The sequence below is a fragment of the Rhodococcus sp. SBT000017 genome (genome assembly GCF_003688915.1).
GTDB lineage: Bacteria > Actinomycetota > Actinomycetes > Mycobacteriales > Mycobacteriaceae > Rhodococcoides.
In genome coordinates, this window is record NZ_REFU01000001.1 from 2,943,888 (window position 1) to 2,967,172 (window position 23,285).

General features: G+C 59.7%; 19 protein-coding genes. 3 read left to right on the plus strand and 16 right to left on the minus strand.

Annotated features, from left to right (window positions below; all coding sequences use genetic code 11):
• Window positions 1-27: 27 nt before the first annotated feature.
• From AYK61_RS13715 to AYK61_RS13755, 9 genes are all read right to left on the minus strand, one after another.
• On the minus strand, window positions 28-1,014 hold the full coding sequence (locus AYK61_RS13715; protein WP_121871164.1) for a GDP-L-fucose synthase: 987 nt from the start codon (window positions 1,012-1,014) through the stop codon (window positions 28-30).
• Window positions 978-2,000 carry a GDP-mannose 4,6-dehydratase gene (gene gmd, locus AYK61_RS13720; RefSeq protein ID WP_121872736.1) on the minus strand — a complete coding sequence of 341 codons (1,023 nt, stop codon included), beginning with the start codon at window positions 1,998-2,000 and terminating at the stop codon, window positions 978-980. Before gmd ends, AYK61_RS13715 begins: the two co-directional genes overlap by 37 nt.
• Window positions 2,001-2,057: 57 nt before the next feature.
• A complete protein-coding gene (locus tag AYK61_RS13725; protein ID WP_147458326.1) occupies window positions 2,058-2,432 on the minus strand; it encodes a serine acetyltransferase in 375 nt (124 codons plus the stop codon).
• A gap of 67 nt (window positions 2,433-2,499) precedes the next feature.
• Entirely contained in the window at window positions 2,500-3,813 is a 1,314-nt protein-coding gene (locus tag AYK61_RS13730; RefSeq protein WP_121871166.1) for a glycosyltransferase family 39 protein, read from the minus strand.
• Window positions 3,810-4,946, minus strand: coding sequence for a glycosyltransferase (locus AYK61_RS13735; protein ID WP_121871167.1), 1,137 nt, complete (start codon window positions 4,944-4,946; stop codon window positions 3,810-3,812). Before AYK61_RS13735 ends, AYK61_RS13730 begins: the two co-directional genes overlap by 4 nt.
• Complete coding sequence (locus AYK61_RS13740) at window positions 4,943-6,085, minus strand: glycosyltransferase (protein ID WP_121871168.1); 1,143 nt, start codon at window positions 6,083-6,085, stop codon at window positions 4,943-4,945. Before AYK61_RS13740 ends, AYK61_RS13735 begins: the two co-directional genes overlap by 4 nt.
• Window positions 6,082-7,377 carry an O-antigen ligase gene (locus AYK61_RS13745; protein WP_183130273.1) on the minus strand — a complete coding sequence of 432 codons (1,296 nt, stop codon included), beginning with the start codon at window positions 7,375-7,377 and terminating at the stop codon, window positions 6,082-6,084. Before AYK61_RS13745 ends, AYK61_RS13740 begins: the two co-directional genes overlap by 4 nt.
• 58 nt (window positions 7,378-7,435) lie before the next feature.
• Window positions 7,436-8,182 carry a hypothetical protein gene (locus AYK61_RS13750; RefSeq protein WP_147458327.1) on the minus strand — a complete coding sequence of 249 codons (747 nt, stop codon included), beginning with the start codon at window positions 8,180-8,182 and terminating at the stop codon, window positions 7,436-7,438.
• A 130-nt stretch (window positions 8,183-8,312) separates the two neighbouring features.
• Window positions 8,313-9,116 carry a WecB/TagA/CpsF family glycosyltransferase gene (locus AYK61_RS13755; protein ID WP_183130274.1) on the minus strand — a complete coding sequence of 268 codons (804 nt, stop codon included), beginning with the start codon at window positions 9,114-9,116 and terminating at the stop codon, window positions 8,313-8,315.
• A 313-nt stretch (window positions 9,117-9,429) separates the two neighbouring features.
• On the opposite strand from AYK61_RS13755, the gene AYK61_RS13760 reads away from it, so the two are divergent.
• Window positions 9,430-10,281: a glycosyltransferase family 2 protein gene (locus tag AYK61_RS13760; RefSeq protein WP_121871172.1), complete on the plus strand. Its 852-nt coding sequence runs from the start codon at window positions 9,430-9,432 to the stop codon at window positions 10,279-10,281.
• 1 nt (window position 10,282) lies between these two features.
• Here AYK61_RS13760 and AYK61_RS27880 read toward each other — a convergent pair whose 3' ends face one another.
• Genes AYK61_RS27880 through AYK61_RS13775 form a run of 3 tightly spaced genes read right to left on the minus strand, consistent with a single transcriptional unit; the run spans window position 10,283 to window position 14,536 of the window.
• Window positions 10,283-11,173, minus strand: a complete 891-nt coding sequence (locus AYK61_RS27880) for a glycosyltransferase family 2 protein (RefSeq protein ID WP_259468185.1) — start codon at window positions 11,171-11,173, stop codon at window positions 10,283-10,285.
• A complete protein-coding gene (locus tag AYK61_RS13770; RefSeq protein WP_259468186.1) occupies window positions 11,094-12,452 on the minus strand; it encodes a glycosyltransferase family 4 protein in 1,359 nt (452 codons plus the stop codon). Before AYK61_RS13770 ends, AYK61_RS27880 begins: the two co-directional genes overlap by 80 nt.
• A gap of 5 nt (window positions 12,453-12,457) precedes the next feature.
• The gene (locus AYK61_RS13775) at window positions 12,458-14,536 is read right to left on the minus strand and encodes a cellulase family glycosylhydrolase (protein ID WP_183130275.1); all 2,079 of its coding nucleotides are present in this window, start codon (window positions 14,534-14,536) and stop codon (window positions 12,458-12,460) included.
• A gap of 356 nt (window positions 14,537-14,892) precedes the next feature.
• Between AYK61_RS13775 and AYK61_RS13780 the strand changes: the two genes are divergently transcribed.
• Window positions 14,893-16,998, plus strand: coding sequence for a cellulase family glycosylhydrolase (locus tag AYK61_RS13780; RefSeq protein WP_147458329.1), 2,106 nt, complete (start codon window positions 14,893-14,895; stop codon window positions 16,996-16,998).
• Window positions 16,999-17,029: 31 nt separating this feature from the next.
• Here the strand turns inward: AYK61_RS13780 and AYK61_RS13785 are convergent, their stop codons facing one another.
• The gene (locus AYK61_RS13785; RefSeq protein WP_259468187.1) at window positions 17,030-18,481 is read right to left on the minus strand and encodes a lipopolysaccharide biosynthesis protein; all 1,452 of its coding nucleotides are present in this window, start codon (window positions 18,479-18,481) and stop codon (window positions 17,030-17,032) included.
• A gap of 308 nt (window positions 18,482-18,789) precedes the next feature.
• On the opposite strand from AYK61_RS13785, the gene AYK61_RS13790 reads away from it, so the two are divergent.
• A complete protein-coding gene (locus tag AYK61_RS13790; RefSeq protein ID WP_121871178.1) occupies window positions 18,790-19,917 on the plus strand; it encodes a nucleotidyltransferase family protein in 1,128 nt (375 codons plus the stop codon).
• Window positions 19,918-19,932: 15 nt separating this feature from the next.
• Here the strand turns inward: AYK61_RS13790 and AYK61_RS28260 are convergent, their stop codons facing one another.
• The 3 genes from AYK61_RS28260 to AYK61_RS13805 all read right to left on the minus strand — a co-directional run bounded on the left by AYK61_RS28260 (window position 19,933) and on the right by AYK61_RS13805 (window position 23,182).
• Window positions 19,933-20,391, minus strand: a complete 459-nt coding sequence (locus AYK61_RS28260) for a lasso peptide biosynthesis B2 protein (RefSeq protein WP_121871179.1) — start codon at window positions 20,389-20,391, stop codon at window positions 19,933-19,935.
• Window positions 20,392-20,682: 291 nt separating this feature from the next.
• Entirely contained in the window at window positions 20,683-21,540 is an 858-nt protein-coding gene (locus AYK61_RS13800; RefSeq protein ID WP_121871180.1) for a hypothetical protein, read from the minus strand.
• A complete protein-coding gene (locus AYK61_RS13805; protein ID WP_183130277.1) occupies window positions 21,533-23,182 on the minus strand; it encodes an ABC transporter ATP-binding protein in 1,650 nt (549 codons plus the stop codon). The genes AYK61_RS13800 and AYK61_RS13805 overlap by 8 nt, the downstream gene beginning before the upstream one ends.
• Window positions 23,183-23,285: the final 103 nt, after the last annotated feature.

Consider the following 23,285-nt stretch of genomic DNA (forward strand, 5'->3'; position numbering starts at 1 on the left):
CAAAGGCCCCTCAATACGCCGTCGATGTCATGATCGCATGGTCTCGAGGTTGTCGTGGTACCAGCGAACCGTCGCCGAAAGACCCTCGCGAAATTCGATCGTCGGTTCCCAACCGGTATCGCGCAGTGCGCTCACATCGAGCAACTTCCTCGCCATGCCGTCCGGCTTCGAGGTATCCCACACAACCCGCCCGCCGTACCCGACGAGTTCGGCGACCATGGCCGAGATCTCGGCAATGGATCGGTCTTCTCCTACTCCTACGTTCATGTGTCGTGGACCGTCGTAATGGTCCATGAGATGGACGCACGCCGATGCCATGTCGTCGACATGCATGAATTCACGGCGTGGAGAACCGCTTCCCCAGTTCGTCACCGAAGTCAATCCTCGGTCGCGGGCATCGACGAACCGACGAATCAAGGCGGGCAGGACGTGAGAGGTCTGCGGAGAGAAGTTGTCTCCCGGCCCGTACAGGTTGGTGGGCATTGCCGAGATCCAGGGCCGGCCGAACTGCTTGCGGACGGACTGCACGCCGATGATGCCGGCGATCTTCGCTATCGCATACGCATCGTTGGTGGGTTCGAGATGCCCGGTGAGCAGATAGTCCTCTTTGAGCGGCTGCGGAGCATGTTTGGGATAGATGCACGACGAGCCGAGAAACAGCAGACGGTCCACGTCGAACTCGACCGCGGCATCCATGATGTTGACCTGAATCTGCAGGTTGTCGGACAAAAAGTTCATGGGTTGGGTGTCGTTGGCCATGATGCCACCGACTTTGGCCGCAGCCAGGACGACATTGACGGGGCGACGCGTGGAGAAGAAGTCGAACACATCGGTCCTGTTTCTCAGGTCCAATTCGTTCGACGTCAGACCGACGAGATTCGAGAAACCTGCATTCTCGAGAGCACGCCACACAGCCGAACCGACCAGACCACGATGTCCGGCAACGTACATCGGCGCACGCCGATCGAGTGGCCCGATCACGGCCACCCCGCAATGGTGGGGCGGTCGATCCATGGCCTTCCCGTGGACTGCAACGCCTCGAGATCGGCATCGACCATGATCACGGCCAGACGGTCTGCCGTGACAGTGGGGTTCCAGCCGAACGCAGCCCGTGCACCCGATGCATCGCCGATCAGAGCGTTGACCTCCGCGGCGCGGAGGTACCGATCATCGAACTCGACGTGCTCCTGCCAGTCGAGTCCGGCGTGTGCGAACGCTGCGTGTGCGAACTCCTTCACGGTCGTTCCCACACCGGTCGCCAGAACGAGATCCCGAGGATCGTCCATCTGCAACATTCGCCATATCCCCTCGACGAACTCGGGTGCGTAACCCCAATCTCGCACTGCGTCCAGATTGCCCAAATATATCCGCTTCTCGAGCCCCATCTTGATCCTGGCCGCGGCGCGGGTGATCTTGCGAGTAACGAAAGTCTCGCCACGCCGGGGAGATTCGTGGTTGAACAGGATGCCGCTCACAGCGTGCAACCCATACGCCTCGCGGTACATCTGTGTCATGGAGTGGGCATACAGTTTCGCGGCGGCGTACGGCGATCGGGGGTGGAACGGCGCGCTCTCGCCCTGTGGCGGCGGGGTCGAGCCGAACATCTCCGAGCTGGATGCTTGGTAGTAACGGCATTCGATCTTCGACTGCCGCACCGCCTCGAGTAGACGAACCGACCCAAGCCCGGTGACGGCCCCCGTGTGCTCGGGCTCGTCGAAACTCACTCGCACGTGGGATTGGGCCGCGAGGTTGTAGATCTCGTCGGGAACGATCTCCATCAGTAGGGACACCAACCGTGCACTGTCGGTCAGGTCGCCGTAGTGCAGAAACAACCGGCGACCGGGGTCGTGTGGATCGGTGTAGAGATGTTCGATCCTCGAGGTGTTGAACGTCGACGATCGACGTATCAGTCCGTGCACGACATAGCCCTTCGACAGGAGCAACTCCGCAAGGTAGGAGCCGTCCTGTCCGGTGATGCCAGTGATCAGCGCACGTTTCATTCCGGATGACACTACTGGACTTCCCGGTTGCGTTCAGTGCCTGAGATCGAGGGCAAGTCAGTCCTCGGCCGGACGAACGGACGGCACCGTAGCCTGCGGCCCAGCTACCGTTGTCCATGCCGGCACATCGTTGGTGACCACGGCGTTGGCACCTATGCGCGCCCCCGTACCTATGCGCAGCACCTGCCCCTTCTTGGAGGACAGGAAGGCACCGGCACCGATCATGACCTTGTCGCCGATCACAACGGTCGGCTCCTCCGATACCTCCCAGTCACCGGAGGCAACAGTGACATTCTGAGCGATCTGGACGCCAACTCCGATCGAAGTATTGGGGTGAATGACCACACCCAAACCCCGATGCCACAGCTGGACAGAACCGTTCAACCGTGCTTCGTAGGGGAGCACGGCGTGAAAGACTGCGAAATTGAGCATCTTCACGATCTTGGCCGGCAGTGTCGAGCCACGCCGATACAGTCGGCACGAAAGCGCCCACAAAACCTCAGGATTCACGTTCGGACACCTCTCGTTCGTGTGCCGGTCCGTCCTCGAACCCGCTCGTTGCTGTCGCCGCCTGCATGTGCCGCATTCCCGCCACCAGAATCACCACAGCAACCACCGCTTCGACGATGAGGATGCTGTCGAGTGGCTGTCGAAAGCGGGTGCGAGTGAAGAAAATTGCCATGAACGGAGCGTTGAGTGCGAAGACTACGAGAAAGGCCCACTCGGATGGCAGCATTTTCAAATTGTGACGCAACAAGATTCGGGCGACCAAACCAACCACGACCGCACCGAATGCGACGATCGCAACCACCATCTGTAGGGCACTTCCACGCCCCTCCGTTGTCGGCTTGTTGTATGGCGCGAAGTAGTTCAGGGTCTTGGAAATGTACAGCTGCGCTGCCTCGGCTGGGTTGTTCTCGATCCAGGTCAGCGCCGCATCCCGGAAGTAGGCGTCCCGCTCCACTTCCACGAGTTCCGGCGGTGGAATCGACTCCGGCGGATAGACGATATCGACCCCGGAGCTTCCGGTGGCGCTCGGATTGTTGCCGATCACCAGGTTCTCGCCGGAGGTCGTGCTGAAGAGAACCGGCTCCCCCAATTGCTGTTCGTTTCTGGCCGCCCACAGTGCTACCGGTATGGCGAAGAACAGCAGCGTGACCGTGGCAAACTTGACACGATTCCCGCGCTGCTGCCAGAGCATCCACACCCCGGCCAAGAATGCGGTGAAGACCAGAGTGGGCACGGCCAGGCTCAGGCAGGCCATCAACAGTCCGATGCCGGCCGATGCTCTGAATGAGAGGGGCTTTCGGCCATTGATATCGGCCTTGATTGCCACCGCCCACAACGCCAGCACCAGTAGCGTTGCGAGACCCTGCGGGTAGAGAGTGGCAGCGGTGTACACGTTCAGCGGATAAACCAGCATTATCACCGACGCCAAGTAGCCCAGGCGCGATCCGGTGATGCTCGAACAGATCCAACCGGCAAGGGCTGCCGCTGCGATCATGAAAACCGCAGACAGCACAACGAGAATGCTCCCGTCGATGCCGACCAGGACAAAAGCACTCAACATCAGCGGCCACACGGGTGGACGATAGGCACTGGGCCGGCCGTGGATGGAGAAACCACCACCGTCCGCCAGCGATCGTGCGATCGACAGGTACTGCTTCTCGTCGGCATATCGAAGGGGGCCCAGTCCCGAGTAAATCGCGTACACGACGAGACCCAGTGCGGCGATTCCGAACGCAACGGCTATCAGTCGGCTGGACCGCCATCGCCGATCCTCGACCAGCGCAACGATCCCCGGCCTCGTCATTGGTTGTTCCCGAGCAGTGCACGGAATTCGTCGGCCCGCATGGCCCAAGTGTTGTTCTCGGCGTACGACGTGCACGCGGCGATGACGCCTGAATCGCTGGCCTGCGCCAGTGCGTCGTGCACTTCGGAAGCGAACTCCACCGCGCCTGTGGCCGTTCGCACGTTCTCGGATTCGAGCCAGGTCATGGATGGCAGCGCGGTCGATACCACCACCTTGCCGCACGCGAGGTACTCGAAAGCCTTGAGCGGGAAGCTGGAACGATTGAATTCGGACAACTCGTACGGGATCAACCCCACCGCGCAATGCTGAATGACTGCTTCGAGGTCGGGTCCTGAGCGAGGTGGAAGCCAGTGAAAGTTGGCGTGCGCGCGCAGTTGCTCGAATTGAACCTGCTTGGAGAAAGTGGGCTGAACCTGACCGACACCGACAACGGACACCCCTGATTCCACGACTGCCTGCATCAGATTCAAGTCGATGCGATCGGACACCATGCCCACGAACACCGCCCGTGGGTGGGCAACATCAGACAATTCAGCAGGTTCATCCCACTGCTGTTCCGGGATGTGGCAACCAGCGGGAATGATCCGAGAGCGAACACCTCGGCGTAACAGGATGCTTCGCAGGACAGGCGATACGACAACTACGTTGTGTGCTCGACGGATCGTAGAGCGAAAGCGGCTCTGCACCACTTCTTTCGGAATGCCGATCAGGTTCGATGCAGCCGCGTAATCGTCTTTAATCAGCGACACCGAACGGCGGGCAGGGAAGAGTCGCTTGGTGACCGGATTGACGGCGATGAACACCGACTGAAAGCGAACCGTACGCAACCTCGCGAAGATGCCGATCCAGATCTGCAACGCGATCAGAAGGCCTGACAGTGGGTACAGCAATCGCCGGGATCCGAGGGGGAGCGTGGCGGGAGTGAAGGTGGTCACGCCATCGGCGTTCGTGGAGCCGAACCCGAACGTGCGCTTGTCTTTACCCGGCCTTCGCAGGAGAGGCGTCGGAGGTTCCACATACAGGATGGGGTTGCTGGTAGCCAATGCCCGAGCCAATCGTTGGTCGTACAGCTGATGCCCATCGAAGTACATCGAGGCGAACACGACCACCGGTCGCGCGGGTTTCGGTGTCATGAGCCTGCTCCCGTCAGTCGCTGGATGAGGGGTTCATGGCGGGCGCGCCACGACAAGCTCTGCACCAGTTTCTGACGATCGGGTTCACTCAACTGGCCTCGCTCCAGCGCCAGGTTCATCGCGCTGACGTAGTCCCCGCCCGGGTCGACGAGAATGCACGAGGCACCGACGAGTGGTTCAGCACCAAAGGACCCCAAATTCGTTGCCACAACCGGATTTCCGCTGGCCAAGTACTCGTAGATCTTGAGCGGAGACATGGCCTCGGTCAACGGCGTTCGTCTGTGCGCCATGAAACACACGTCGGCGGACATCAGGAATGCCGCCACTTCGGACCGCGCGATACTACCGACGAGCTCGACTCCCGGTATCTCGGCCAACAACGTACCGACCCTCGCGTCTGCGATCACTCCTGCCATGCGGACAGCAATTCCGCTTGCGGCCAACTGCGCCACGGCTGTTACATCGATTCGACCGTCGATGGTCCCGGCGTAGGCAGCCACCGGAGTCCGAGTGTCACTCCTCCCTGACCTCAGCGAGAGTCCCCACAGCTCGGAGTCGACACCATTGGGGATCACGAAACCACGACCGGTCGGTGCGATGCGATCGAGCAGAACGTCGGAGACTGCGTAGACGTCCATACCGCTCTTGGAGATCTGCTTGTACGCCTCTCTGAGCAATGGTGCCTGCGCTGCTTTGTACGGAATAGCCGATTCGTCGTCTTGGGCATAGAAGCACACCGACTCGGCCCATCGATGGTCACCGTACGCCGCGTGATAGATGTTGAACGTAACCAAGGCCGGTGACTGCAGTCGATGCCGCAACGCACCGAATGCCAACTGCCGGTCGTACATTCGATAGCGCCGCTCGATGGCAGCGACCGATGTAGGGATGGGTGTGGTGAGGACCGCCGGACTCACCGATCGGAGAAAGGCAGTATGTGGGGCCTTGGCAGCGCCCGCATACAAGGTTTTGAGCTTGGATGGCAGTCCGCGTGGATGATCTGCCACCATCACCCGTCGAATGCGCTCGTCACCGAGGAGGGAGAGTATGGTCTGATCGGCGGTGGAGTAGAAGCCCCGGCGGACGCTGTCTGCCCACGTGTCCGACACCATCGCAACGACGGCGTCCGTACCGATCACTGTTCCACTCGCTGTGTCGGGCGGCTGCGCAAGGCCGAACTGCGCTGGGCAGCCATATCGACCGCAGGACTGTCTGTTCGGTAGGCGAGCGACCACAACAGAGCAAAGACGATGAACAGCAGGAACGCAGCCTGCTGGAAGGCAAACATGTCGAACACCGTGGTGGAGACAACCAAGGATGCGAATGCACCTGACAGCGCGAACACGAGGTCGCGTTCTGCCGCCGTTCTGACGTTCCTGAATGCCAGCGTGGCTCCGATGATTCCGCCGACGACGATGGCCATGATTCCGAGTACCCCTACGATACCCCCACTGATGATGGTGCCCAGCCACACGTTGTCCAGGTACTGGGTTCTATCGGGCATCGTTGCCGCAAAACCAGAGCCGAGCACCGGGTTCTGACGGAACAGATCACCCGTGTAGGCGTAATCGTCGGTACGGGAGGTAATACTGTCATCCTCCGAAGCTCCGACGAACAGCTTGACTATGGCATCGAACAACTCGGGTACCGAGACGTAGTAGATAAGCACGGCAATTCCAAGAAGTATTGCTGCAGCAAAGATTTCGCGAACCTTGAGCGCGAACAAGTAGACGACGGCAGATGCCACCACGGCTACGATCGCAGTCCGCGAGACACTTGCCGGAATCGCGAGAATCATTACAACCAGCGAGATGCCGGAATACATACGCACGTTTCGGGTCGAACCGAAACGAAAAAAGTGTGCCGCAATCGGAAACATTGTGGCGACGACAACAGAGAACTCGATGGGATGATCCGAGGTACCCAACACGCGAGTGAATCCATCCCTGATGGCAAGCGTTTTCTCTACCTTCAGCACGAACCCCGGGGGCTGCAGGAGATACTTGAGGTCGATATCCGAAACACCCTGAAGCACACCGACAATAGCCGCATATGTCGCTCCGATAAGCATAGCTCCGAGAACGAAGTTCCGTGCGCGCACTGTTGTTATTCGAGTCATGATGAAGACCGCAACCCCTACGAACGCCACCGTGCTCATCACCGTGCGAAGTACCGTGGCGTCCTGCTCGGTATCCAGTCCATTCTCGAATGTACGAGCGAGGACGAAAATCCGGCTCAGGCAGAAGATCATGACGATCGCGACGCCTGCGTGCAGAAGACCATCGCGGGTGAACATGACTTTCCCGTTCACGAAGGTCAGAACTACCAATCCGGCCATAACGTAGGCGAGCATTTTGGCCGGCGAGCCATTGGATCGCAGAGGCCCGGCCAGCACTACGACAGTAGGTAGGAGAAACAGGGTCAGCCCCATGGATGCCGCCAGCCAAGGCCTTTGGCCACCGGAGGCAAAGTCTGCTAAGGCGGGCCTTCTACCTGTAGGCACGGTCTCGGCGATCCAGGTGCATCTCGGAGTCAGTACCGTCGTCTGCCAGCTCCTCCGTGTCGCGTATTCCCTTTCCATCCTTCCTTCGACTGCGTCCGATCCTGACGACGACGGCGTCGAACAGCACCGACGCGACCACGGCTCCCGCGAGCCCGGCAACAGCCAATGTTGCAGTCTCCCGCGTCCTACCGGGAAGTCCACCGACGGGTTCGGGAACGGCCGACAGAGGGAATGCAGTTATCAATCGCGTGTCTGGAACACCTGCCTGCGCCTGGATTCCGCGCAAAGTTTGGTCGGACTGCTGGGCCACCAGATTGACTGTGTCGAACACGCCTTGCGCGCTCGGCCCCTGCGCACTCACCACCACGATCGGCAGCTGGCCGGCATTGGGAAGGTTGAAAACCTCCGACGAGTAGCTCCCAGATCCGCCCGCGGCCCGCACCTGGGATTGAACCGACGCATCCCGAAGACCAATGGCCAGTAGGTTGGCCAGTAGTGATACGCCGCCCGCATCCTGAAGACCGTTGGAGACCTGGAACACCGGATCGCTGGGGCTCGATTGAACGGCGACATCCTTCACGCTCGGGCTGACAAGCCCCACTGACACACTCGTGTAGTACTGAGGCTTAACGCCGCTGTACGCCTGGTATGCGAAGAATGCGGTAATCAACGCAAGCGGGATGAACACGTACCAGCGCTTGGCGGTAATTCTCGCTACATCGAACAAATCCACGATCTCAATACCCTTCGCGAGTGACCATCAGAACGCCGAGGAAACTGGTCTGTAGTCGACCGCTGGGACAGTACCCGAATACTTTGCAGTTCTCAGTACGAGCATTTGTGTTTGTGTACAAGCACAACCCTCATCTGCGGAGGGCTGCCCGTAGCCGAGCCTTCGCGGAGAACGCTGCGACAAGGACGAACCTGGGTCCGGTGACCAAGTATCGGTGGGCCAATCGCCTGGGCTCCTGCCACAGGCGAAACACCCACTCGAAACCGAGATTCTGCACCAACTTCGGTGCCCGTCTCTTGGTCCCCGCAGCGAAGTCCACCGCGGCACCGGTGCCGAGATAGACCCCACCGGGAAGAAGCTCACGCCAATGCAGAAACCACGATTCCTGGCGCGGAAATCCCATACACAGAAACACCAACGACGGCTGCAGTTCGGTCAGTCTCAGTACCGCTGCCTTGCCCGCAGGATCCTGTGGACCGGTGAGCATCGGTAGGTCGACGGCCTCGATCATGGTGCCGGGATGTTCCGCTCGGAGGCGCTGGACAGCGGCCTCCGCCACACCCTCCATCCCTCCGACGAGTGCGATGCTCCAGGCTTTCTCCCGCGAGAGCCGCGCAGCCATAGGGAGCAGATCCGCACCCGTGTGTCGGTGAACCGAACGAACCCCGAGCAGGCGAAGCAGACCGACGAGCGGCATCCCGTCGACGAGTCGCAGCGATGCCGCCTCCACAGCCTGCCGTGCCGCGGGAGATCGGTTCAACTGCAGAATCTGATCGACATTGGGAGTTACCACGAGATGCGCATCACCGCCTGCTATCAAGTCACAAATAGCGTCGATCAGTTCATCCAGGGCACCGGTGAACAGGTCCAGCTGTGAATCGATCTGAGCCGAACCGTCTTCCGCCAGAGTTAACAGTGTTGTTGCTTGACCCATTACCCCCGGTAACCTTTCACGCACGAACAATGCAGCCATGTTCGAACCTACTAACACAACGTGCAGCATCCAGCAATAATCCGATTGAACGAACAGACGAGGCTTCGTGTGCGCCCATTGCACCGCTTCGGCCATGCAGCCATCCGGATGCTGTCTCATTAAACCACCCCCGAAGAGTGCCTGCAGTTCTCGAATTCTTCGCTTTACTAAAGGATCTGCCGTGCAGAGCGGAACTTCCCTGCACCTGTCATAATCTCCAAAGCAACTGCACGTTGTTCACATCTATCCGAGTTCGAGGAAGCTGCCTACGCCGATGCCTTCTGCCGTCGTCATACCTGCCCACAACGAGGGGTCGGTAATCGAGCGCTGCATACGCACTTTGCTGGCGAGCGCCGATACGGATGAGTTCCATGTGTGTGTGGTTTCCAACGGGTCGTCGGATAACACTGTGGCGCAGGCCAAGTCGGTGTTGCAGGATTGGCCACTTTCGACTGTTGTGGACATCGATGTCCCGTCCAAGATCGAGGCATTGCGCGCCGGCGATCGAGCAATGTCGCACTATCCCAGGGTGTACCTGGATGCCGACATACAGATGACGACCGAAACCCTGCGGGCATTGGTCAACGACCTGGAGGCGACCGACTCTCCTGCTGTCGCTGCGCCCAAGCTGGTGGTCGACTGGCGGCATTCCACCTGGCCGGTGCGCGCGTATCACAAGGTCTGGGTCCGCTTGCCGTACGTGGAAGAAGGGGTCATCGGATCGGGTGTTTACGCCGTGAATCGTGCCGGAGGAGACCGAATCGGCATGTTTCCCGATGTCGTCAACGACGACGCCTACGTGCGCGGATTGTTCAGCGAGAGCGAAAGATTGAGCACAGAAGGCGAATTCGTCTCTGTCGCTCCAGTGTCACTGCGTGCTCTGATTCGACGGCGTGCGCGAACCGAATTGGGGAACAAGCAGGTCGACACCATCATCACTGGTTCCGGCACCAGCAGCACACGCGAGTCGCTCCTGCGAGTAGCGCGGTCGAAGGACATTCGGTTGGCCGAGGTCGTGACCTACGTTGGCATTACCCTGGCCGCGAAAGTGCTTGCGGCTTACCGGAAGCAGCGAGGCACTGACGGGCAATGGTCGATGGACATGTCGTCTCGCAACTTGAGCTGACTCACCAGCCGTCTTTCCACTCGGCGCGACGCTTCCACAGATCCAACCACCCACCACCTGTTTTGCGCGTCACCCGTTCCCCGAGTCCCCGCAGGCAAACACCCGCCTGCAGGAAGGCGGATTCGACCACGACCATCAGTCCACTGTGCGACTTTCGAATCAGGCTGGCTTTGCCGCGAAACAGCAGAATCTGCTTCGCCACTCTGGAGGATGACGATGCGCCGAGCGCGTGTACGGCATGTGCTGCAGGCGTGACCGAGGGGCGGAAACCCAAGTCCCACGCCCGCTTGCAGAGATCTGCATCTTCGCCGTACATGAAAAAGCGTGGGTCGAATCCTTCGAGGCGGTCCCAGAGCGTGCGATCTGCCAGCAGCAGGCAACCTGTGACTATTCCCACTTCACGAACGCTGTCGCGCTTCCACTTTCCCAGGCCTTCCGGGTTGAACACCGAACTGCGCGCGAACACGGTGGACAGCCCAGTAGCGAAGCAGAACAGGCTCCACGTCGTCTGGTGACCGAAGCAGGAACCGTAGTCCAAATTTCCTTGGGGGTCGGTAATTCGTCCACCCACAATTCCGCGGGCCGGATTTTCGTCCAGAAACGCCAACAATTCGTCCACGGCACCTTCGTCGACGATCGCATCGGGGTTGAGCAACAACACGGTTCGGCCCGTGGACTGCGTGACGGCCAAGTTGCAGGCTCTTCCGAAACCGATGTTCTCGTCCAGGAAGGTCACCTTCGCATCGGGGCCTGCCCAAGACAGCAGGTCGTCTCGATCCAACACTGTCGAGGCGTTGTCGACGACTATCAGCTCAGTGGAACTGCGCGTAGCGCCTCTCGGTAACGCGGACAGCGCCTTCTTGGTCCATTCTTCGGCGTTGTAAGTCACCATCACCACCGACACGTCGACGGCACCGACGGTGGACTCGGACTGGGTCGACGTATTCATGGTGTTCCGTTCTCCTGAATCTCGGCTGGGCGGCTACCACCCAAGGGGAAACCACGATGGGTAGATCGATTTCTGGGTGCAGCGCCGCGAGAATGCGACCGGCTACTTGCGGCCATGTGAACATGGCAGCCCTGACGCTGGCTCGTTGCCCGCAACTCCGCGCAGTGGCTGGATCAGCCATCGACACCATGGCATCGAAGATGGCGCCGTCGTCGAAAGGATCTACTATGAGTCCTGCATCTCCGACGAAATCAGCTGAACCGCCGCGATTTCCAGCGATGGAACCTACCCCGACTGCCGCGGCCTCCACGAACACCACGCCCCCGGGTTCATGAACGGACGGCATCGCGAAGCACGTGGCTCGGTCGTAAAGTTTCTGCAGTCGCGCAAGGTCGGAAGCGTCGTTCCGGTACAGGCGACCATGTGTGGTCACACCGTCCTGTTCGATCGGTGGATGCCCTCCGACTACGTCCAGGGTTGCTTCCGGGATGCGCTCACGCAAGGAAGCAAAGGCCGCAAGCACGCGAGCACCGTTCTTCCGATTCCAGTCCAGCCCGATGAAGAGGAACCTGGGCACGCTCCAATCTCGCTCGACAGTACGAACCTTTTCGTGCGTCCCGGCGCCCACGACAACAACCCGAGACGACGGCACGCCATAGTCACGTATCACGGACTCGGCCGCCCATGTCGTTGTCATGCAACACATTTGCGCACCGAGGTAAATACGTCGCTGCTGCTCCACCCTGAACGCACGATCCGATTCGCGCATCGCCATCCAGACCGGGTATTCCATGGCGACGGCCTGCTGCACGGTCATATCGTCGTAGACGACGTACGGGATGCCGGCCGGGATATCGTATCCAGTTCCGAGAGCAACGATCGCATCGATTTCCTCGAGCTCTCGGCGACGAGCCAGGACTGATCCGCGAACCTTCGCCGTCAACTTGGCCAGATGCGCACCGCTGTACGTTTCACGCGCTTGCGCAGCGCTCGGAATCGATCGCCGTGACGCGAGATGAGCAACGGCGTCGACCGCCGCCACCGCTCGATCGATGTTGGTCGGTGGTGCTGCTTTCAGCGCGACCGCGGACAGCCCGAGTTCTCGGATGGCCGAGAGCACCCCGAACGGGGTACCGGAGCGCGCCGTCGGGTCTTCCGCGTCGCCAGCGAATGCAACGCCTACTCGCATATCGTTCAATGTCCTATCTCCTGCTTCGAGCACGTCGATCAACCCGGAGAGTGCGAATAATTCCACAGACCGACCCCTGCATCCGGCTGTGGCGAGGCCTCGGAGACATCTGTCACAGAGAACCAGTCGCGATCATCGGCCGCGACCGGCATTCCACTGAACGGCGAGGTGTGCCACGCAAGAACACCCACCTGCTGCTCCTGCCAGACGCCCACAGGCCGCCCGTCCAGAAGGCCTTGTTCGTACAGCCCGACGCGCACACTCGCTGAGTCGTATTCAGTGGCCCAGTCCTCTACACCGGTCTCCCCCACGAAGAACGGAACTCCACGTCGGCGTGCTTCCGACACGAACGTACGCATTCGGGCCGCTAACTGTTCGTCATTTATTCGACCGTCCCCGCCGTAGTTGACCGGCCAGCGGCTGTACACGTGAATCGAGAAAATGACGGGTCCGTAACCGCGCGCTGCGCCGAAGTCGTTCATCAAGTTCGGCCCTCGGGAAAGAACGAAAGACTGCTCCGGATCCACCGGCCCGGCACCGATGGTCGCACTGTTCGGAATATCGTTCGCAAAGTTCGCTGCATCCAGCACGATCGGCGTCCGCGGCGCGACGGCCCTGATTCGGGTCAGCATGCTGCGGTATTGCCCCTCCAGTCCATCCAGGTCGCCTCCTGGTTCATTGATGGGATTGATCCATACGTACGGGTTGTCGGCAAAGATCTTGGCGACCTCGACCCACCAATCGGTCATCGCTTCGGCAATCGACCGTCCGGTCCCATCGGGGGCACTCCCGGGCGCGGTGTTCAACAATCCGTCGGTCGAACCCATTTGACCCTGAGCGCCTTTGGAGAATTGAGAGAGGACTACCACGATTTCGCGCGAGGTGTACTCATCCACTATGCGGCGCAAGTCGTTGTTCCGAAAGTACAGATATCCGCCCGAAATCGCTCCCCAGTCGGACATACCGCAGCCGATTCGGACGGTGTTCCACCGCCAGTTCTCGGCTGCAGCAGCCGATTCACCGATGACCTTTTCGTTCCAAAAGTAATCAAGCCCCGACATATTGGATCCAACCGGGATGAACGAGCGGTCCTCCGGGTCGAGGATCGCGAAACCGTCGGTCCGGAACTCGCCATCGAATGCTCGAGACCGAACAGCGTTAGATCCGGCGACCTCGACACCTGCACTGAGTGGGGAACTGTATCCGGCATCATCCACGGCAGTGAGGTTGATGGATGCACCCGCTGCGATTCGGTCGACCGGAACCACGAGTTCCGTCCCCTGGGTCTGCTGGCCGATGAACCTCTCACCAGCGAAAACGTTGCATGCGAAAGGCGCAGAGGAGTTGTTGTAGGACCAAGAGACGGTGACTGTGGCCGAATCCTGCTTCGCCTCAGCAAGATCAGGCGCTTGTAAGTTGTCGACGGCGCGCGGCCAGGTGCGATCATACGCGCTGACTCGAACGCGATTGAGCGACTCACCGATCTCGGTCGAGGGGTCCGAGTACGCGACCACGAAGTACTCGTTTTCGACCGATGGAAGCACCCCGGTGGCGAAGAAGTGGGTCGCGGGTGCACTTCCGCTGACCCGATCCGCACTCAGGACTGCGAGCGGGCGCACTTCACCTTCCCGAAACAACCGATACTCGGCCGGGGTCGAGTTCCTGTCTCCGGTGGGATGCGCCCATCGGAACTGCACTCCGCTGGCCGCCGGGATTGCGACCAGGAAAGGCGGCCGCGAAGAATCGTCGGGAGTAGCGACCTCGCGCACCAACTGAGCGGTCGAAGCGGACTGGCGTCCGTCGGCATCGATGGTTCGCACGAAGAATGCGTGTATTCGATCGTCCGCGAAGCCGTCGAGAGTGACCAGTGTCTTGTCAGTCTCGAGCTGGAGTTCGTCGTCGACGTAAACCTGATACCGGGGCACTCCGGACGAGACCGAACCTGCGGACCACGTGAGCGTCATGACCGATGCAGCACTGACAGCACCAATGAGCTGGGTCGGCGGCTTCAGTGGGTCGAACAGAGCGCTCGCGCTCTCGCCCGAATCACTCTGTTGTGGAGTTTGGCCTTGCTCGTCCGACGAGCACGCGCCCAGTAGAGGCAAGGCGGCAGACACGGCTCCGATTTTGAAAAACTGCCGTCGCGTCGGTCCGCGATTCGCCGCTCCGGAGTGGTAAGTCATGGAGTCCCATCGTCGAAATCACACGGATGCGTTTGCCGCAAACATTTCCGGTGCGAAGCCTGCTATCGAAGCGATCCTAGGGGATTCGTCGCATCAGCGCGTTCCTGCGGTGATCGGAGGCTCTGGACCCCCGACGAAACAAACTCGGAGTGTCCAGCAGATTACATATCGCCTCGATAGCGTTGACGTCAAGAGTTTCCGTCATATTTAGGGCAAATAACAAAACAGCCCGAGAAACGAGACCGATCATCTTGGACGAATCACGAATTCCCGGTCTCCACCAACATCGGGTGAGCAGACGTACATTTCTGGTCTCGGCACCTGTTGTCGTCGGAACTTTCGGGCTGGCAACGCAGTTCGATACAGCAACGGCAGACGCTCAACCTCCTGCTGGTCTCGCTCTGCTCTCCGATTTCGAGGGGGCGGTCCCGCCCACCCAGATAGCAGTGAAGTGCACGGTGCCCGGAACGTTCGCAGTGAGCTGGTCGCCTGGGTCGATTCCCTCGGGATCGATGCGATGCAACGTGTACTTGGACGACGTGTTGGTCGCCACGTCCTGGGGCGTGTCGGCAACCATCGCCGGGGTCGACACCACAGAGGTCCACACCGTGGAGGTGGCGACGTTGACCGCAGACAACGTCGAGTCGGAGCGATCATCCGGGGTGATCAGAACCGCTGTGCCAGATGATGATTCCGGTTCTGTACCAGCCGCTCTTTTCGGCCTGAGATCGTTCGGCGGTGTTCAACTACGGTGGTTGCACGCCGGCCCCAACCGGGACAGAAAACCTGCTCAGTACATCGTCCGGTCCACGGCGAGCGCGAACCCGTTGGAAGTGCTGCAGGGTGACGACACGAGCTGCTTCGTCACAGGACTTCCAGTGGGTATCGAGTCAGAACTGATCCTCGAAAGCTTGGATACGGCCGGGGCTGTGATTGCGGAAGCGCGTAATCGCATTCGGGTCACTCCGTATTCGAGAGCTCTCCTCAACGATTATTCGGCACCTACGGTTCCGACGGGTGTATCGGCAGTGAGCGGTAGAAGCGCGCTTCGCGTCTCCTGGACCGCGTCGGCGGACTCCGGGTCAGGGGTACTCGGCTACAAGGTCTATGCAAACCAGCTGTTCCGGGGGCAGGTCGAAGGCGCGACGACTCTGGTCATCGCTGGATTGCAGAATGCAGTCACTCACCGAGTCACCGTTTCGTCCTACGACCGTGCCGGCAACGAGTCGGCGCAGTCCGCGCAGACGAACGCCATCCCCTACTACAGCTCACCTGTGATGCAGCCACCTGCGCAGCCGAATTATTTCAAGACTCAGAAGAACAAGATCATCGACCCGGCTGGGCTCGCGTACATCCCCATCGGTGCAAATCTGAACGGACCTTCGTTCCTGTGGAACGACGACACGCGCGGTCGGTCGGCAGCTGCAGCCGACCTGTGGAAGTGGACGTGCGTTCGGTTGAGTACCGGAAACCGAGACTACGAATCCCCTCAGGGTTACACCTATTTCAACAACAATCAGCTCGATGCCATTGTCAGCGAGTACACCGCCAAGAAGATCGTTGTCATGATCGCCCAGCATTCGGCCGTAGGCGGCGGGGGTGCCGGCTCCAATTTGCCCACGGCCGCGGGTTCGTCGGGAGATCCGAGCGGACGGTCGTCGGAGCAGGCGTCCATCGACTGGTGGGTGGAAGTCGCCAAGCGGTATCGCGACAATCCGTACGTCTGGTTCAACCTGATCAACGAGCCCGGTCCCAATCAGGCGGAACTCGACGCTCAGTATCGACGGATGTTGGCTCGCGTACGCGCGGTGGCTCCACGCTCGACCATCGTTCTGGACGCCGCGTCTTTTGCGAACGACATTCCTACGTCCACGACCATAGGCACAGGTGCCTTGAGGGAAGTCGACTCTTATGTACTGTCGCGTGGTTCCTCGATTGCCGCAGACTTCGGACCCGGCAAAGGCTACGGACCGATAGTTTTCTCGGTTCATCTCTATGCTCGGTGGGCGGTCAATTGGGGTGGAACGGGATCGACCCGACTTACCGACGAAGAGCTCGGCACCCGTCTCCGCGATTACTGCCAGCGGGTTGCCGCTAAATCGTTGCCGCTTCTGATCGGCGAGATCGGAGTGGAGGCATACGCATTCGACGCTGACAGCCTGTGCGTCAAAGCTGGACTGTATGAGCAAGGTTCCGTGGTTCGGAACGGAGTTACGACAACCACCGGCGTGCTTGTCGAGCAAGGCGTCGGGGTGCTCGCCTGGCACGCTGCCCGGACGAGCGGTATGTCCGTAGCCAAGCCATCTGTGAATTGGTGGGCTACCGATACCCGGGACAAGACCAATCCACCGCCGCACGCAGGAACTGGATTGTGGGACTACGGAAACGGTGAATGAATCTCAGTAAGTACTTGTCGCGGCACGCTACTCAGGCGCGCATGGACACGGCGCGTCTGAACAAGCGGAACACATCCCGAACATCTCTGCGAGCAGCAGGTAGGAGCAGAATTATGAGGAGCCCTGTGGCGAACTGAACGCCTACCGAAACCGAGGCCAAGAACAAATCTCCGCCAACAAGGAACTCACGAACCAATACCGCGACAATGTAGGCGAAGATCCACACTACCAATGGCCGCGCGAAAGAAATCATCACGGACCTGAACGAAAGGTATGTCCCTCGGGATATCCACCAGATATTGAATACCACCGATATGTACGTAACGGCGACATAGCCAATGGCGACAGTTTCAACGCTCACCGTCGCTGCGGCGATCAACACGGCGGCCGCAACCGACTGCGCAATCAGAGTACCCGAGATTTGCCTGCTCATCGCGCCGAGTGCGGTTGCGGACAATTCGAATAGCAATAGGACACTTCGGACCGTGCCTGCCAGGGCAATGATAACGAGGAGTTGTCCCGCAAAGCGCCACTGTTCACCGTAGACGAAAGTCACGGCAGGCACCGCAGCCAGGCTCAGGCTGGTGAATATCGGGGTCAACGTGTAACCGATTGCGTTCACAGCTTGATTCACTGCCTTTTGGAATCGATCCGGTGAATCCTGCAGCTTGGACAACACCGGTAACGCGACAGCCGTCATTGCCGATGTCAATTGCTGTTCGACAATTCCAACGACTTGCGAGGCACGATTGTACAGACCAACCGTGTCTGCACCGTAAAAACGACCTACGGCGATCACGTCCATGCTTCGAGAAAGAAACGTAGCCGATTGAATAAATGTGATTTGAAGACCCTGCTTGACAAGAATACCTACCTCCCGCAAGGGGGCTGGTCGACTAGGTCGAAAGTTGGATCTCAAGATCAGCGTTAGCGCCCATAACACGCTGGACACCACAGATGATGTCACGATCGCCCAGTATCCGAAGCCTTTGACTGCGAGCACGATTGCGACGACCAATTGCACGAGCCCGACCGCGACCTGCGTACCACCGAGCACGCTGAAGCGCAACGATCTGAGAAGATCCGCACGGGACTGGCCCGAGAACGAAGAGATCAAGAAAGTCAAAGACAGTACACGTGCAACATTCTCTACCTCCGGCTGATTGTAGAACGAAGCAATAAGAGGAGCCAACGCAAACATGGTCAGCGTCAGCACAAGGCCAAGAAGGATATTCATCAGCCAAATTGATGTTTGCTGCGAATTGGTAAGATCTTTTGCCCGAACAACGGCGGATGTCAATCCTAGATCCTGAAAGAGAACAGTGAATCCGATGACGACAGTGACCATGGCCACAATCCCGAAGTCATTTGGGCTCAGCAGGCGTGCGAGCACTACGGATGAGGCCAGCATGGTAATAGTATTTCCCCACTTGGCCAACAAAGTAACGAAGACGCCACGGGCGGCTGACTGACCCAAGTCCACCTCAGACAACTAGACCCCAATCTCGGTTCAGGCCCTACCGGTGCCGCAAGCCCCTCTTCTACACAGAATTGAACCATGCCAGGCTGCTTCTTCGCTGATCGAGCCCCGGGGCAAACCCGCTCCGTTGAGCCCCGGCCGATGTCGTGGTAGTCGAAGCGCAACAGAGCCCGTCGGTCCGTGTGGACAGCCACTGACCCCGCATCGCACCTCGCTGACCAGATAGCACATGGCACTCGAGAGAAACTGTGATATTCACCAGATCATGCTCATTGCACGCATGCCACCTGCCGAACTGGTTTACTCGATGTATGGCTCATCTGGCGCGGCCGAAACGTGCCGCACGCGGTTTGTTGATCGAGTCGGTCAAAGCCATCGCAAACCAGTCTGAACTACCCTCTATCCCTATCGATCTCGAGCCGTACTGGGTCGACTGCGCACTATTCTCCGGTCTTGGACCTCTGATTGCCCACAAGCTACTCGATGTCGGCACTGCTGTTCCCGCCGAACTTGCGGATTCGATACGACCTGCAGCGGCCATGCACCTCCTGCACCTTGCAGTGCTGAGGATCATAAGGAATGCACTCGACGCCGCCGGTGTTCGGTGGCTGGTGTTCAAGGGTCCAGCCGTCGCCGAGCAATTTTACGAGGCCCCCAGCGCCCGCACCTACTCCGACCTGGACATTCTCATTCACCCCGCCGACTTCGAGCGTGGACTTACCGCGCTGCTCCAGGGTCCTGCCCGGCTGATCGACCAGAATTGGTTCCTGATCAGCGAACGCGAGCAAGGAGAGATCACACTTGCGATCGGTGCGACCGTGATCGATCTGCATTGGCACTTCTTTTCTTCGGCCCTCACCCGATCGACCTTTCAACTCGACATCTGCCGCACATTCGACCACGCTTGCACAACCACCTTGGGGGGTGTCGAGATGACAGTTCTCGACACGGCCGACACAGTAATCTTCCTCGCCACGCACGCGGTACTGTCGGGTGGTCATCGCTTGAAGTGGATGTTCGATTTCCACTGCGCAGCAGCAAGTCTCAATGTGCCGAACGACGTAATCCGCAAACGAATCCGTGAATACAATGTCGAACTTCTCGTATCGGTGATGGCGTCGAGAACGGCTGCGTTCCTGGGGACCGATGCGCCGGTCGAGCACGGACACCACCCCTGGCTTGCCCTGAGTCGACTGGCGTCGAGAGCAGCTCCGCCGGAATCCGAGTTTCTGAATGCGTACACCGCGCGTGCACTGTTCAGCGCAACACGTACATCTACGAGAAACAGTGTTGTCCAGTTTGTGCGCAATGCGGTTCGGCTTGCGCGCACCGGATCCAACCGCCGCAGCCACGTGGTCGATCGCAGCATTCTGCATCTACCCGGCGGAACAGAAGCCGATCGCCGCCGGTGGCTGGATATGGTTGCGTCTCACGGGTGAGCGGGTTGCCCAACATTACTTGCGCGTCGAGTTGTTCGACGGAGCCGGAAGCCGGTGAATGATCGAGTACTGGACAAGAAGCTTCTCTGTGGTTTCGTGATCGAGCCACGCGTGCGCTGTAAAGTCCGAATCTTCCCTGCGGACTCCGATCACGACCTCGGCGTCGACACCGTGCGAGGCAAGCCATCGCTGCTTGACGAGAGAACGTTCCAGGCAGGTGGGGCTCAATCGCCGCAGAACCGCGTCTACTCCGCGGCGGCTTCCGATTGGCAGGGACGCCGGTACCCGCACCTCGGTGTTGACGCCCGAAACGGGCAGGGCTTTGCGCGTCTCACGACATGCTTTCGCTGCCCAGAATGCCGCGCGGAGCACTTGGATGTTAAATCGCGACAGCCGAGGAGTCGACCGATATTCCCCATAGCTCAACTCATCCAACGGATCTCCCAAACAGAGCGGGAAGCCGTGCATCTTCATCGCACGGCTTCCCGCGGTGTGTCACGAATTGATGGTGACCGTGACGTCTCCGCCCGTCAGGCCGGACAATGCGGTGTAGCCGTCCGCGCCGCTACCGGACTTCGTAATTGTTCCGGGTGCGAGAGTCATTGCAGAGAGAGATCCCAAGTCTGAGATCTGTGGTGCGGAGTACTGTGCCATGTTGAATTCCTTTGGTTTGTGCCGGTTCCGACTAGAAGATCTTAACTTTCGGTTCGATTCGACCCCAGCACGTTGTGTTACAAACATATATCCCGAAAGTAGTGAGTGAAACTAACTTGAAGCGATCGATCCCGCTCGCGTACGGAATCTCTCCACGGAGCGCACGAGCGACTGCATAGCCACATCAACGTGCCCCCAATCTTGGGGGCGCCTGAACTCGAACGCCGGTGCAGAGATCGAGTTGAGCCAGGGCACTTGATGATTCTGTCCGACGCTGATGCCGCGGTTGGCGATCAGCATCGCCACACGCTCTTGGGCCGTCATCGCTCGGACCGACGTTTCGCCCCATTTCAACGCGATCCATCCCCCCAAAGGGGCCGAGGCCACTCCATCGTCGAGTTGGACGCGCCAACGTCGCCGCGTTCCCACGACGCCGATATCGACACCTACACCGAAATGTTCTGCGGCACTTTGCCTCAGGTCGATGCACCGCGGTCCGGCCAGAACCTGATGCCCGTCGGTGACGACCAAGTCGTCCGAGAACACCTCCACTCCGTTGGCCACACACCAACCGAGGAAAGAGCTCTTGCCGTGCTCACGATCGCCCAGCACGCCCCACACGTACCCGGCGGAATCCAGAAACGCGCCACCGTGGAAAACCAGACGCTGGTTCCACTCTGCGACCATAAGCGCGGTGGACGCCAGCAACGGGTGCACGTATGCATCTCGCACCGGAAATTTGCCTTGGCGGACGGTCGTCACCGAACGCTTCCGGTCGATGTGAACGTATCCACGCGGCTGGGTGTACAGCATCGCCGAATCCAGCGAAACATGTTGTGGAGGGCGCTTGACGAGTGGGCTGGCATCGACCACAAAGGACCACGGAACCCAGTCCGCCGGAGCGGACTTGAGCCAATTCTGCCCAGGCATTCCCGGCAATGTCAGACCGTACGCACCGAGCTCACTCATCGGCCGACTCGATCGAGTATGCCGCCGACTGCAGCGTGAACAGATCGGCATATTTCCCGCCGCGACTCATCAACTCGTAATGGCTGCCACACTCGACCACGCGACCCCCGTCGAGAACGTAGATGCGATCTGCGTGCTTCACGTTGGAATATCGATGGGAGATCAGCAGAGCGGCTCGTCCGTCCAGCACCCGGCGAACATCGTGGAACAACTCGTTCTCTGCGCGTGGGTCGAGCGCTGCGCTCGGCTCATCGAGGACAATCAACGAAGAGTTTTTCAGGAGCGCCCGTGCCAATGCCATGCGCTGCCATTGCCCACCCGATAGATCGAGCCCATCGTCGAGGTCGCGGCCGAGCATGGTGTCGAAGCCCGAAGGAAGCGAGGCGATCGTCTCGGCCAGCTGCGCACCTTGTGCCGCCAGGTGAACCCGTCCCGGATTGGTAATCGCCCGCCCAGCAATGTCGATGTTGTCGCTGACACTGAACGAGAACTGAGCGAAGTCCTGAAAAACCATCGTGACGCTTGCCCGGACCCGCTCGCGAGCGAGCGGCTCGTCGTCCCATAGAATTTCTCCCGAGTCCGCCTCATACAGACCGGCGACAATATTTGCGAGAGTCGTTTTGCCCGAACCGTTTTCGCCCACAAGCGCAACAACCTCGCCACGGTCGATGAACAGATCGATACCGGCCAAGGCAGCAGTTTCACGACCAGGGTATTGGAACCCGACATTCGAGAGCGTCAGTCTTCTATGCAGTACCTCCGGCTCCCCCAGCGCATTGACTTTCGGCCGGTTCCGCAGGAACTTGTTGAGTTCGGCGACGAAAGGAGCTGACTCGGTCAAGGTACTGAACGAGCCGTACACCGAACTGAGCTGCGAACCGAGGATCCTGACGGCGATGGCAGCCGCACCGGCTTGCGGAAGGCTCAGAAAATTTCGATCCAGCATGTAGACGATCACCAGCAGGACCGCTACCAAGCTCAGTGCCGAGCCTGCAATCTGAACCAGCGCCAACCTCGTACGGCCGGCAACCTGCGTCTTCAACCCATCGGCGACGACGCCGTCCAGCATCGTATGCCGAGATCGCAGGTTGGGAGCCGCACCGAAGGAGCGTACTTCGGCCGCATATTCCCGGTGCGTCAGAACCCGCCGTAAATACTCCCGACGCAGAAAATCCGGAGTCAGCCTCTGCGCAAACGCAAACTCGGAACGAGAAGCCAACCGCGAGACGATAACTGCCGGGATAGCACCGAGAAAGAGAATGGGGGCCAACACCGGTGCGATGCTTACCAGTGCAAACAACATTGCAACCACACCCAACCCCGCGCCCATCAACCCGAAGACACTCTTGGTCATGGGAAGCGGTCGGGTCATCCCGCCTCGCTCCACGTTCGCATACTCGGTGATGAATCCCGGTTGTTCGTAGGTCATCAAATCGACGTTCGTGACGACGTCGAGGACCTCGTTCCACACCAGTTGACTCACTCGCTCACCGAGCAATCGTTCCTGCTGGTTCCGGATGACGGCGATGCTTCCAGTGATTGCCGTTACCAACGCCAACCCCAGCAGCGGCCACAACAACTGCTGCGGCGAGGTCGCCCCGTCATCGAGAATTCGCTCGAGCAGGACCTTGCCGATCACCACCGTGCCGATGGCAGCAACCGCGCCCACCACCTGGAAGACGCCGGTACTGATCGTACGTCTTCGATCTGCCCTGATCGCCAAGCCCAGAGCAACCTTCGACGAC